This window comes from Roseofilum sp., from assembly GCF_982964205.1.
In genome coordinates this window covers 9,740-22,736 of the sequence record NZ_CEZBFX010000079.1, presented here as the reverse complement: position 1 = coordinate 22,736, position 12,997 = coordinate 9,740, and the positions used below count along the sequence as shown (strand labels likewise).

At 45.3% G+C, this 12,997-nt stretch carries 11 protein-coding genes; 4 read left to right on the top strand and 7 right to left on the bottom strand.

Features of this window, described 5'->3' with window-relative positions; translation table 11 throughout:
- On the bottom strand, positions 1-443 hold a 443-nt coding region (locus AC3A14_RS17310; protein WP_487779083.1), incomplete at its 3' end, for a hypothetical protein.
- A gap of 46 nt (positions 444-489) precedes the next feature.
- Positions 490-1,218: a phosphoribosylaminoimidazolesuccinocarboxamide synthase gene (gene purC, locus AC3A14_RS17305; RefSeq protein ID WP_318735422.1), complete on the bottom strand. Its 729-nt coding sequence runs from the start codon at positions 1,216-1,218 to the stop codon at positions 490-492.
- A 123-nt stretch (positions 1,219-1,341) separates the two neighbouring features.
- Between purC and AC3A14_RS17300 the strand changes: the two genes are divergently transcribed.
- From AC3A14_RS17300 to AC3A14_RS17290, 3 genes are all read left to right on the top strand, one after another.
- Positions 1,342-1,911 carry a Uma2 family endonuclease gene (locus AC3A14_RS17300; protein WP_318735425.1) on the top strand — a complete coding sequence of 190 codons (570 nt, stop codon included), beginning with the start codon at positions 1,342-1,344 and terminating at the stop codon, positions 1,909-1,911.
- 149 nt (positions 1,912-2,060) lie between these two features.
- Positions 2,061-3,056, top strand: coding sequence for a ketol-acid reductoisomerase (ilvC, locus tag AC3A14_RS17295; protein WP_318735429.1), 996 nt, complete (start codon positions 2,061-2,063; stop codon positions 3,054-3,056).
- 163 nt (positions 3,057-3,219) lie between these two features.
- Complete coding sequence (locus tag AC3A14_RS17290; protein WP_318735434.1) at positions 3,220-4,455, top strand: LL-diaminopimelate aminotransferase; 1,236 nt, start codon at positions 3,220-3,222, stop codon at positions 4,453-4,455.
- A 166-nt stretch (positions 4,456-4,621) separates the two neighbouring features.
- Here AC3A14_RS17290 and fba read toward each other — a convergent pair whose 3' ends face one another.
- The 5 genes from fba to proS all read right to left on the bottom strand — a co-directional run bounded on the left by fba (position 4,622) and on the right by proS (position 11,121).
- Complete coding sequence (fba, locus tag AC3A14_RS17285; RefSeq protein ID WP_271937726.1) at positions 4,622-5,701, bottom strand: class II fructose-bisphosphate aldolase; 1,080 nt, start codon at positions 5,699-5,701, stop codon at positions 4,622-4,624.
- Positions 5,702-5,834: 133 nt separating this feature from the next.
- The gene (locus tag AC3A14_RS17280) at positions 5,835-6,269 is read right to left on the bottom strand and encodes a hypothetical protein (RefSeq protein ID WP_318719752.1); all 435 of its coding nucleotides are present in this window, start codon (positions 6,267-6,269) and stop codon (positions 5,835-5,837) included.
- Between the two features lie 290 nt (positions 6,270-6,559).
- Positions 6,560-7,678: a tRNA guanosine(34) transglycosylase Tgt gene (tgt, locus tag AC3A14_RS17275; RefSeq protein ID WP_318735437.1), complete on the bottom strand. Its 1,119-nt coding sequence runs from the start codon at positions 7,676-7,678 to the stop codon at positions 6,560-6,562.
- A 26-nt stretch (positions 7,679-7,704) separates the two neighbouring features.
- Positions 7,705-9,162 carry a hypothetical protein gene (locus AC3A14_RS17270; protein ID WP_318735440.1) on the bottom strand — a complete coding sequence of 486 codons (1,458 nt, stop codon included), beginning with the start codon at positions 9,160-9,162 and terminating at the stop codon, positions 7,705-7,707.
- A gap of 150 nt (positions 9,163-9,312) precedes the next feature.
- Complete coding sequence (gene proS / locus AC3A14_RS17265) at positions 9,313-11,121, bottom strand: proline--tRNA ligase (RefSeq protein WP_487779082.1); 1,809 nt, start codon at positions 11,119-11,121, stop codon at positions 9,313-9,315.
- 364 nt (positions 11,122-11,485) lie between these two features.
- Between proS and AC3A14_RS17260 the strand changes: the two genes are divergently transcribed.
- Positions 11,486-12,997: NACHT domain-containing protein (locus AC3A14_RS17260; RefSeq protein WP_487779081.1), on the top strand; the 1,512-nt coding region annotated here is incomplete at its 3' end.

Below are 12,997 nucleotides of genomic sequence, written 5' to 3'. Positions count from 1 at the left end.
GAATTGTCCGATAGCTGTTGTGGTTCAGGAAGTGAGGTAAAAGCTAATGTCTTATCCTCAGTTACCGCATTTTCCTGTACTCCAGAAAATGGGGTAAAAGCCAATTTTTCTGGTAAAGATTTGGAAGAAGTAACCCCTAAAGACTGATGGATAAGGGGGATAGACTGTTTCATCGATTGTGCCATTATTTGCACTAACTGCTGATGGCTCTCCTTGTTTGGTATATCAGGAGAGGGGGCTACCGTTTCCGCAGTAGAGTCTAAAATTTGGCCTTGGACAGCATCGACAAAACCGAGAGTTGCCGAACTTGTTAACAGAGTTAACCAGACAGGAGACAAGCGCATTGTTTTCACGTTCCGTAAACTTCCACACACCACATTGAAGAGTTGATTGGGCTGTTGAGTTAGGTATCGGGATTCATGAAATCCTACAACTTCAGCCAAAACACCTCAATCAACCCCTTAACTTAACACTTCTGAAGGAGTATTTTCATTTTGGCTGGCCTAAAACTCTCTCTAGCACTTGCTCATAGGCCGATTCAACATCGCCTAAATCTTGTCTAAAGCGGTCTTTATCTAGGATACGTGCTTGGGGGTCAGTTTCATCCTGTTTCCATAAGCGACAGGTGTCTGGACTAATTTCGTCAGCTAGGATAATGTTATTTTGGCGATCGCGCCCGAATTCCAGCTTAAAATCAACCAAGATAATGCCACACTCCTGGAAAAAGTTACTCAGGTAGCGATTAATGTCCCTGGACATTTGCCGAATTTGGTCGAGTTCTTCGGGTGTAGCGAGTTGCAACAGGAGGAGGCGATCGCGAGTCAGCAGAGGATCGCCCAAACTATCATTCTTATAGCAGTATTCTACCAGAGGCGGATCGATTTGGGTTCCCAAAGCTAAACCCGTTTGTTTACAGAGACTCCCCGCAGCTAGGTTACGCACGATCGCCTCAATCGGCACAATCGTAACCGCTTTCACCCGCATTTCCCGCTCCGAAGGACAGTCAACATAGTGGGTGGGAATACCCTGCGCTTCCAGCATTTGGAATAAATGACGGGAAATAGCACAATTAATCTGTCCCTTACCCGCGATCGTGCCTCGTTTTTGCGCATTAAACGCCGTCGCATCGTCCTTAAAGTAAGTCAGAAGGATATCCGCATCATCAGTGGAATAGACGATTTTGGCTTTCCCTTCGTACAGTTGCGTCTGTTGTGTCATAAAGCCTTGAGAACTTATATCTAACAGCCTTACCATACCTCTTTTTGAGGCAGTCATTATAATGGATTAACATAGACTAACCCCACCCCATCCCTGGCAACTCTCTAGAGGCTGAGTGTAACTATGATTTCATCAGAACTAAAAGCCGTCCGTTGGACAATTGATGATTTAGAAGGATTCCCCGACAATGGTACAAGGTATGAGATTATTGATGGAGACCTATTCATGACCAAATCGCCCCATTTATATCACCAAGATATTGCCAGTGCCATTTGTACTGAACTGAGAATTTGGTCAAGACAGACTCGTTTAGGAAAAGCTGTATTTTGTCCCGGAGTTATTTTTTCCGATAGTGATAATGTGATTCCTGATGTAGTTTGGATATCCCGCGAACGTCTGACCCAACTTTTAGATGATTCGGGACACTTGACGGGTGCGCCAGAGTTGGTAATTGAGGTATTATCGAAATCTGAGAAGGACAAAAAGCGAGACAAAGAAACGAAGTTAAAGCTCTATTCTGTGGAAGGAGTGCAAGAATATTGGATTGTTAATTATCAGCAACGAGAAATAGAAATCTATCGTCGTAACCAAGGAAATTTAGAAAAAGTAGCCACCCTATTTGAGCAGGATACGCTAACCAGTCCCCTTTTACCAGACTTTCAATGTCCTCTAGATGTATTGTGGAACTACTAATATCAATTAAAAATTAAAAATCGATCTATAGCAAACCTAAATGAGTCGTGAATATTCCCATCCCGACTCCCCTTCCCATTTTCCCCACAACGCGCTATGATAAAAGACTGGCATAAAATACAAATCAATCACTAAGGAGAATCGTTATTATGGCCCGGATGTACTACGACGCGGATGCTAACTTAGATTTACTCAACGGTAAAACTGTTGCCATTATTGGCTATGGTTCCCAAGGACATGCCCATGCGCTGAATTTAAAAGAGAGCGGGGTTAATGTGATTGTTGGGTTGTATGAAGGGAGTAAGTCAACAGCTAAAGCAGAAGCTGCCGGGTTAACGGTTAAACCTGTTGCTGATACCGCAAAAGCAGCAGACCTGATTATGATTTTACTGCCAGATGAGGTACAAAAGACGGTTTATCAGAATGAAATTGCCCCTAACCTGAGTGAAGGTAATGTTTTAGCGTTTGCTCATGGTTTTAATATCCACTTTGGTCAAGTGGTTCCCCCAGAGAATGTGGATGTGATTATGGTAGCGCCAAAGGGGCCAGGACATTTGGTGCGGCGAACTTATGAACAAGGGGAAGGGGTTCCCTGTTTATTTGCGGTTTATCAAGATGCAACGGGACAAGCTCGCGATCGCGCCATGGCCTATGCTAAAGGTATTGGTGGAACTCGTGCGGGTATCCTGGAAACCACGTTCCGTGAAGAAACCGAAACTGACTTATTCGGCGAGCAAGCGGTCCTCTGCGGTGGTTTAAGTGCCCTAATTAAGAGCGGCTTTGAAACTCTGGTAGCGGCAGGATATCAGCCAGAATTAGCCTATTTTGAATGCCTCCACGAAGTCAAGTTAATTGTAGACTTGGTGGTCGAAGGTGGCTTGGCCCAAATGCGTGATAGTATCTCCAATACGGCTGAATATGGCGATTATACTCGCGGTCATCGGATTATCACCGACGAAACCCGCGCTGAAATGAAGAAAATCCTCCAAGAAATTCAAAGCGGTCAGTTTGCCCGTGAATTTGTGTTAGAAAATCAATCGGGTAAAGCCGGATTTATCGCCATGCGTCGTCAAGAAGCTGAACATCCCATCGAAGAGGTGGGGAAAGACCTACGAGCTATGTTTAGCTGGCTAAAGAAAGCATAATCTGTGGGGGTGGGTTATCCCTCAATGTTAACCTACCCGACTCGACACTACCTTCACCCAACTCAAAGATGACTAGCTCATCTACTCATTACTGGCGATCGCAGCTCTTCCTATGATACCAGTTTACGCCTAAGCTGATAGAAAGAGTCTCAATAAAGCCACAATGGTCACGATTAACGAAAATTATCTCAAATTGAAGGCGGGTTATTTATTTCCAGAGATTGCCCGACGGGTGAGAGTGTTTACTGAGTCTAATCCGGATGCTCCCATTATTAAGCTCGGAATTGGAGATGTCACGGAGCCTTTACCCGAAGCTTGCCGCACAGCGATGATTAAGGCGGTGGAGGACATGGGAGATCGGGCTACATTTAAGGGATATGGCCCAGAACAAGGGTATGCTTGGTTACGGGAAAAGATTGCGAGTCAGGATTTCCAAGCACGGGGATGCAAGATTGATGCATCGGAAATCTTTGTCTCCGATGGTGGTAAGTGCGATACAGGCAATATTTTGGATATTTTCGGCAAGGGTAATACCATTGCTGTTACCGACCCTGTCTATCCAGTATATGTTGATACTAATGTCATGGCAGGTCATACCGGGCCAGTTAATGATAAGGGCGAATATGAAGGCTTATTCTATCTGCCTATCACAGCCGAGAATCACTTTACTGCCAAAATTCCCGATCGCCCCGTAGATCTAATTTATCTCTGTTTCCCCAATAATCCCACGGGGGCAACTGCATCTAAGGCTGACCTGAAAGCTTGGGTAGATTACGCTAGAGCCAATGGTTCCGTGATTCTCTTTGATGCTGCCTATGAAGCCTTTATTACCGATCCAGAACTGCCCCATTCTATTTATGAAATCGAAGGCGCAAGGGAATGTGCGATCGAGTTTCGTTCTTTCTCCAAGAATGCGGGATTTACAGGAACTCGATGTGCCTATACCGTCGTTCCCAAAAGCTTAAAAGTCACCGCGTCCGATGGTGCAGAAGTCACCCTACATCAACTGTGGAATCGTCGCCAATCCACCAAATTTAACGGCGTTTCCTATCTGGTGCAGCGTGGAGCAGAAGCGGTTTACTCTCCAGAAGGACAAAGTCAAGTTCAAGGCTTAATCAAGTTTTACCTGGAAAATGCCCAAATTATCCGTCAAAAGCTCTCGAATGCTGGATTAACCGTTTATGGTGGAGTTCATGCGCCCTATATTTGGGTAAAAACCCCCCAAGGACTCTCGAGTTGGGACTTTTTTGACAAATTGCTCAACTTGTGCTATGTCGTGGGGACTCCTGGATCGGGATTTGGTGCTGCTGGAGAAGGTTACTTCCGGATCTCGGCATTTAACAGTCGGGAAAATGTGGAGGAAGCCATGAGTCGCATTACCGCCAATTTCAAGGTTTAAGTACGCAACCGGTAGGGGCGAACAACCGTTCTCTCCTACAACCTATGTCCCATCCTTAATTAAAAGGACTAAACATCAAATAAAAGGGATGAACCCGAAGATTCATCCCCATCCATAATATCAGTGAACAGTTAGGAACAAACGAAGAGCAAATACTCAAGAAAAATCAAACAGCAGCTACTTGTTTGGTGGTTGCGTTTAATTCACCTTTGCCATATTTAACGGCATAAACATCTAAGGTTTCTTGTTTGATCTTGCTGGCATTACCGGCAGTCCAGAACTGTTGATAACGATCCAAGCAAACTTCTTTCATGTACTTGATAGAAGGCTTCATAAAGTGGCGAGGATCGAAGTTAGAAGGATCTTTAGATGCCGCTTCGCGGATAGCAGCAGTAATCGCTAACCGGTTGTCGGTGTCGATATTAACTTTACGCACACCGCTCTTGATTCCTTTCTGAATTTCTTCAACAGGTACGCCGTAGGTTTCAGGGATGCTACCACCATACTGGTTGATGATGGCAATTAAATCTTCAGGTACAGAGGAAGATCCATGCATAACCAAGTGGGTGTTAGGCAGGCGCTTATGGATTTCTTCAATACGGCTGATTGCTAGGATTTCACCAGTAGGTTTGCGGGTGAATTTGTAAGCACCATGACTGGTTCCAATCGCAACAGCTAAAGCGTCTACTTGAGTTTGTTCTACAAATTGAACGGCTTCGTCAGGATCGGTTAACAATTGATCGTGAGAGAGCGTTCCTTCAAACCCATGACCATCTTCTTTGTCACCTTGTCCAGTTTCCAGAGAACCTAAGCAACCGAGTTCTCCTTCAACGCTAACCCCAATGGAGTGAGCAACTTTAACGACTTCAGCAGTAACGTTAACGTTGTACTCAAAGCTGGCAGGAGTTTTGGCATCAGCTTCTAAGGAACCATCCATCATGACGCTCGTGAAACCATAGCGCATAGCGGTATAGCAAGTATCAGGAGCATTCCCATGGTCTTGGTGCATAGCAATGGGAATATGGGGATAGCTTTCAACTGCGGCTTGAATCAGGTGACGGAGGAAGTTCTCACCTGCATATTTTCTAGCACCACGAGAAGCTTGCAGAATTACGGGGCTATCGGCTTCATCAGCAGCTTGCATGATGGCCAGGATTTGCTCCATGTTGTTTACGTTATATGCTGGGATACCGTAGTTGTTTTCGGCTGCGTGATCGAGCAGAAGTCGCATGGGTACGAGGGCCATACTATACTTGTCCTCCTAAGATGGTTATGGTTATCAGCAAGTTGTCTAATGACAAATCCAGTCTTGAGACAATATTAAGATATTTTTGGGATTTTAGGAAATCAAACTTTCATCTTGCTACGATGATGGGTTTTTATGCTGTGCGATCGCCGCGATTGAACAGTGCTAAGGTTTGACGGCAAAAGTGCTTCAACTTGCTTGCGGTGTCTGGATTCGGTTGGGTTTCGCCCTCAAAGTGCCAATTCTCAACGGTGGAGAATCGCCATTGTTGCCCTTTGTGGCTGTATCCAGTTGCCTCAATGCCGATCGCCCGATAAGCGTTGTCTAGGCGATCGTGATGAAAGCGAATCTGGATCAGCACGGAACGACTTTGGAAAGACCGACTAAATCCGGGAAAATGGAAGCCCAGATCGATGGAGTCAGGATCGACGAGTTCTTGGGTACACGGATCGTTCATCCAAGGCTTCATATCCACCCGCGCATCCGGAAACTGGGACTTCAACAGGTTGATGACGGTAGCTATTTGGCTGGCGACTTCAAAGTTTTTTGCTTGTTCGGCTGCATTCACAGGCAATCCTCCTCAATCGTGAATGATGATTATTCACTCATCCTCTGCAATTTTGTTGTATCTCTAGTTACGGTAACTCTACTCAAGGTTAAGGATTTGTAAAGGTTTATTAAGTTGATAAAATAATCAACCTTAGAGTATGCTGATGACAAATCGTATCATTTCTGGATAATTTATAGTTGAGGAGATTAGAGACGATCTCGTAAGGTATAGCCCTCTCCCCTAACCCCTTCTTCCACGAGAGAGGAGGCATAAAGAGGTTTTGACAAGGGTTGTATTTCTAATGGTACTCATTGCTCTGTAGGAGGGGCAAGGTAATGACCAAATTCGGTGAGGAAGCGATCGCCTAAAATAGCCTCTCGAATGCGTGCGGTAAAACGCACCAGTTCCGTAATATTGTGGATCGATAGGAGCGTATACACTAACAGTTCGCGACAGCGCCATAAATGCCCCAAATACGCACGGCTAAAATTTTGACAGGTATAACAGGGGCATTCAGCATCAAGGGGAGCAAAATCTTCTCGAAATTGGGCATTTTTAATATTCCAGCGCTCTCCTCGCACGAATACTGCCCCATGACGGGCTAACCGGGTGGGAATGACACAATCAAATAGATCGATGCCAGCAGCAATCGCCTGTACCATTTCTTGATAGGTTCCCACTCCCATGAGATAGCGGGGTTTGCCCACAGGAAGGAGGGGAGCAGTCACCTTTACAATTTGGTTAATCAGATCTCCCGGTTCCCCCACACTCACGCCACCAATAGCATAACCGGGTAAATTAAGGTCTACTAATTGCTCGGCTGCAGCGGTTCTCAAGTCAGCATATACTCCCCCCTGAACAATACCAAATAACGCCTGATCGGAGCGATTATGGGCCGCTATGCAGCGTTTTAGCCATCGATAGGTGCGCTCTGTGGCAGCGACAACGGCTTCTTTGGAGGCGGGATAGGGAGGACATTCGTCAAACGCCATGATTACATCTGCACCAAGCTGATTTTGGATGGCGATCGCCTTTTCTGGGGTAAGATTGATAATCCGTCCATCTCTGGGCGATCGAAATTTTACCCCCTCTTCCTGAATGGTTCGCAAGCTAGCTAAACTAAAAACCTGAAATCCTCCAGAATCCGTTAACATTGGCCCATCCCATCCCATAAACCGATGCAAACCACCAGCGCGAGCAATTAAATCGTCTCCCGGTTGTAGGTGCAAATGATAAGTATTTGCTAAAACCATTTGAGCGCCTGTCCCTTTGAGTTGTGCAGGTGTTAGTGCTTTTACCGTTGCTAACGTGCCAACAGGCATAAATCTAGGAGTTTCTACTTTTCCGTGGGGAGTCAAAAAGGTAGCTGCTCTCGCTTGAGTCTGGGAGCATTGGGCTTGTATAGAAAACTGAAAGGATTGATGCATAAGTCCAAAAACTGATGGATTGTATGTTAGAGAGATGTTGAAGAAGTCTCTATTTCCGGTAATTTGAGTAAGAGTCCTGCAATAAACCAATAATACACTGCTACCGGATCGACATCTAGGGGATAATAATAAGGAAAATAGCTCACAATCAGAATAAAAATCCAGAAACAGACCGCTATTTTTTGCCAGCTAGGGTTCTGCAGTGAACGATAAGCTTTATAGGTTAAAAAAACCAAGATAGAAACCACCACCAAAAAAGCCAGTAACCCTAAAGGGCCAATTTCATAAAGTACCTTAGCATGGAATGTTTCAATTAATCGAGTCGGAGCAAATTTTCGTGCTGCATTTGTTGCCGCACCAATACCGTTTCCCAAAATCCCTTCTTGCTGACTCCAAACCGATTGCCATTGATCTCGCATAAAATCTAGGGGAGGGGAAACTGTCCAGCGATCCACTAAGCTGTCTATGCGTTGCTCCACCCGATTGACGGTTTGAATAATGACGGCACTGGCGACAAGTGCCGCCCCCCATTTTAAAGGCAATTGTTTTTTCTTCGAGGTCGTTAGGAGCTGTAAAATCATAAAGATAATTGGGACTAATGCTAGAGCAATTCTTTGACCGGAAAATACAGCCATTATAATCAGCAATCCTGTGCTAAATACACTGATATATTTCCATCTTTTTTGAGGGTTTACAACATCAGTAGTAAATAAGAAAAACAGACCAGAAATCAGAAACCACCCCCATTGCCAAGGGGCAACAAATGTACCGGGTAATCGAACTAATCCGGCATTTGGATTATATAAAACTGCTCCACCGATAAAGCAACGAGCTTGTAAGCTGGCGCGATATAGAGATTCTCCTGAAAGGGGTCTACTTCCTGGACAAATACCTTTGGTTAGCAGTAAATATTGAATAAACCCTAGGGCACAACAAATTAAGATTAAAACAGTGTGCAGTCTCAGAAAAAATGATAATTCTTCTTTACCATCAATCAAATAATAAGCACAAATCATTAAGGGGATATAGCTTAACAGGGTCTTGAGACCCACAATTCCCATGAGCATTTGATTCCCTAGAGTGGGATTGAAGCTTTCACGAATAATGCCAATCCAAAAAAAGTGAACTAATGCGATCGAGACTAAAGTGATTAGGGGAATATATAGAGGTTTTATTTTTTGCCAAAAGGGTTTAAGATAGTCGCGCTTGTGGATCAAAATCGAGATTAGAGCAGGGATATAAAATAAATCTTTGACTAAGTGAAATAGGGGGTTACTGTTGGCGATCGTATGGGTAACTGTTCCAGCAAAGGGCATATAGATCAAAAAGGCCCAAAGTCCTAAAGCCGGATAAGTATAAGAAAAGCCCATTATCGCCCCTGCCAGTCCTGCAAAAAGACCAGAAGTTAAACCATCGAGTAAGGCAAATAATATCCCGGGTAAAAGGATAAAAGCGATAAATTGAATCAGTTCTCTGCGTTCCATTAGGGAATAGGGAATAGAGTATAGGGAATACTAGGTTTTGCCCTTTCCTTAGCCCAAATTAGGCACAGTCCAGGAAATTCTTCATTGAGCTAATGACGAACTTGCTCTATGGTACTGTGCCCATTTGAAAATGTCCCACTTATGTGATTTTTAGGCGTTTAAAGCGGTTTGAATATGCTTTTGGAGAACCGAAATGACTTCGTCTATAGCTACTTCTTCAGAAGCGAGGGTTGCCCGTTCTACACATTCAACTTTACCGGATTTGATTGCTCTGCCGGTTACCAAACGATAGGGAATGCCGATTAAATCCGCATCTTTGAATTTTACTCCAGCTCGCTCATTTCGGTCATCGAGTAAGACTTCAATTCCAGCTTGTTGCAGGTCTTGATAGAGCTTTTCGGCAACTTCCATCTGTTGACTATCAGTAATATTGGGAACACAGATAATGACAGTATAGGGAGCGATCGCTACCGGCCAAATGATGCCATTTTTATCATAGGACTGCTCTACCGCTGCTTGGGCTAGGCGAGAGACTCCAACCCCATAACATCCCATATAACAGGGTAATTCTTCTCCCTGTTCGCTGGTAAACGTGGCATTCATAGCTTCAGAATACTTGGTTCCCAACTGGAAAATATGACCAACTTCAATGCCCCTGGCGGTTTGTAATATTTGTGTCGGGTCGTGAACGGCGCGATCGCCAGCTTTAGCGGTACGCACATCCACAATGCGATCGGGTAAAACAAACTGCTCTCCCCAATTTGCGCCCATCATATGATAGCCCGTCTCATTAGCTCCGGTAGCAAAATTTTGCAACTCTACCGCCGTTTTATCCACCAACCGCAAAAACTTGGGCGCTAAATTCTCTTGTTGAGTAATATATTCATCTCCTAAACCCGGATCGATATAACCCAACGGCAGAGGTTTAGCAGCCCATTTGCTCTGTGCTTCTGGATCGGGAACGGTGAGCGCCAAAATAGCCTTCGCGCCGTATTCTGGAGCCAAAGCAGTTAACTCATTAGAGAGTTTCACCTCATTCACATCTTGATCGCCGCGAATACTCACTAGCACCAAAACCGTCATTCCACTATCATAAATGGTTTGATACAGCACATTTTTCACCGTATTGGTGGCATCACAACCGAGCGCCTCGCAAAGTGTGGCAATGGTATTTGTATTCGGCGTTTCTACTTTTTTATACTCTGTCAACGGAGAAGGTTGAGCTTCTGCGGGAAGAGAAACCGCCTTTTCCACATTGGCTGCATATTGGCTATCTTCCGTGTAGAGAACCTCATCTTCTCCAGCCTCAGCCAACACCATAAACTCCTGGGAAACCCCACCCCCAATGGCTCCAGAGTCCGCTTGTACCGGCTGGAATTTCAGACCACATCGCCGCAGCATATTCCGATAGGCTCGATCCATATCCTGGTACGTCTGTTTCAAACTGTCCCGGTTAGTATGAAACGAGTAGCCATCCTTCATAATAAATTCCCGACCCCGCATCAGGCCAAATCGGGGACGAATTTCATCGCGGAACTTGGTTTGAATTTGATACAGATGAATCGGTAGTTGCCGATACGAGCGAATCATATCACGGGCGATCGCCGTAATCACCTCCTCATGGGTTGGCCCTAACCCCAACTCCCGCTTTTGCCGATCCTGCAACGCAAACATAATACCTTCGGCTTTCGTATAGGTTTCCCAGCGTCCCGACTCTTGCCATAGATCCGACGGTTGCAGTTGGGGCAGCAAGCATTCCTGGGCCCCCGTAGCATTCATTTCCTCACGTACAATTTGGGTGACTTTTTGCAAAACTCGCCACATTAGGGGAAGATAAGCATAGAGTCCGCTACCAATTCGACGAATATATCCTGCCCGAACCAATAACTTATGGCTGGGAATTTCTGCTTCTGCTGGGTCATCTCGCAGCGTATTAAACAGCATTTGTGACAGTTGCATTCTGTATTGCTCCCATTTAGACCAACTTACTATTATCTCACAAGGAGCAATGATTCAGAAACCGGGTTTCTTTGCCCCCCGAGTTAACCTCCGTAATATCAAGTCTGATTAAACAGTTGTCATTGCGACCGCAGGGAAGCAATCGCTACAATTCGCGAGATAATCGAGATTGCTTCATTCCACTCCGTTCCATTCGCAATGACTTGTTATAGATGATTTAGCGGAAAAGTCCCTCTCCCAGTGGGAGAGGGATTTTCCGCAAAGCGGACATGAAAGGGAGAGGGCATTCCATAACCCAAAAACCCGGTTTCTTTCCCCCTGCTACAATAATCATTAACCCCCCCATTGTTAACTTTGAATCGAAATGTCCTCAAAGGGTCGCCTCTCTCGCTATGTGCGCTTGGCCTTTGTCGCTCTAGCGTTCGTTTTGTATCCCTATTTGGTCAATCAACTTCCTGCCTTAGAAGACCTGCTCAAAGATGTGCCGCCTATCATGCTGATTATTGCTGCGTTGATATTTGCGGCTGTTGTTGTTGTCGGGCCAGAATTATTAAACGAAAAAGAGAACAGTAGCGAGGAGTTATGGCAAAAGTTCGCTCAAGGAAATCAGGAAAAGATTAGAGAGCGACTCAAAGGCAATCTCTATCAAGACGGTTATATTCCTCTGGATTGGGATGATTCTCCCATAGACTTAGATCAACCCGTTACTCCATCTCAACCGTCTCGGAGTCAACGGTTACTGATTTTAGGAGAACCCGGAAGCGGCAAAACCACCAAACTGCTCAGAGTCGCCCAAACCTTGGCAAAAAAGGCTGCCCAGAACCCAGAGAAACCCATCCCGGTGATTTTTGAGCTGTCCACCTGGCGCGAGGAGAAAATCCTCGATTGGATGGTAGAACAGATGGCAGAGATGTATGGCTTAAAGCCTGAACTTTGTCGTCAGTGGCTGTCAACAGACCGGATTATGCCCTTGCTCGATGGTTTGGATGAGCTAGGACAAGAGAGGATGAAAAAAGCTATTCATGCCATTGAGCAGTTACAAGATAATTATCAGCAGCAGCAAAAATTCTTAGTTATTTGTTGCCGGGTTAAAGATTATGAAAGCACGACTACAGAGACGGAAACTGAACCCAACTGTCGCCTGCGGTTCCGCAAACTTGACCGAGCGGTAAGATTGCGCCAATTAACAGATGAGCAAATTCAGCATTATCTAGACCAACGTAAAGCCTCCCATCTCTGGGAAGACTTAGGGACTCATCCAGAATGGAAGCAATTGGCCAAGAATCCCATGCTCTTGAATCTGATGCCCATTGCTTACCGTTACCCGGAACGGTTGCCAGGGGATGCACTGGAAGATATTGCGGCTTGTCAAAAACAGCTTTTTGATGCATTTTTGGCGAAAAAACTGCCCCAACTAGATGATTATAAGGAGAAAGATAAAGATCCGAGGCATTATCTGGCTTGGTTAGCGGCGAGTATGGGCAAAGAAGGGATTAATCAACGGGAGTTTTTAATTGAATCCTTGCAACCCACCTGGCTAGAAAATGCGCGGCAATACCGACACTATCGCCTGATTATCGGGCTGATTGTCGGGCTAATTTTCGGGCTAATTATCGGGCTGATTGTCGGGCTAATTTTCGGGCTAATTATCGGGCTGATTGTTGGGCTAATTTTCGGGCTGATTTTGGATCACACCTCCATTCAATTAACAGAAGCCCTCGATTTATCTTGGCAGGGAATCAAGCGCGAATTACGCCTGGGTTTAAAGTGGGCGCTGATTGTCGGGCTGATTGGAGGGCTGATTGGAGGGCTGATTATTGGGCTGATTGTCGGGCTGATTGGAGGGCTGATTGTCGGTCTGAGAGCCGACTTAAAA

Coding starts and splice junctions, on each gene's coding strand:
- purC (WP_318735422.1), bottom strand. CDS start 1,218: ATGACACAACAGACGCAACTGTACGAAGGGAAAGCCAAAATCGTCTAT.
- AC3A14_RS17300 (WP_318735425.1), top strand. CDS start 1,342: ATGATTTCATCAGAACTAAAAGCCGTCCGTTGGACAATTGATGATTTA.
- ilvC (WP_318735429.1), top strand. CDS start 2,061: ATGGCCCGGATGTACTACGACGCGGATGCTAACTTAGATTTACTCAAC.
- AC3A14_RS17290 (WP_318735434.1), top strand. CDS start 3,220: ATGGTCACGATTAACGAAAATTATCTCAAATTGAAGGCGGGTTATTTA.
- fba (WP_271937726.1), bottom strand. CDS start 5,701: ATGGCCCTCGTACCCATGCGACTTCTGCTCGATCACGCAGCCGAAAAC.
- tgt (WP_318735437.1), bottom strand. CDS start 7,678: ATGCATCAATCCTTTCAGTTTTCTATACAAGCCCAATGCTCCCAGACT.
- AC3A14_RS17270 (WP_318735440.1), bottom strand. CDS start 9,162: ATGGAACGCAGAGAACTGATTCAATTTATCGCTTTTATCCTTTTACCC.
- proS (WP_487779082.1), bottom strand. CDS start 11,121: ATGCAACTGTCACAAATGCTGTTTAATACGCTGCGAGATGACCCAGCA.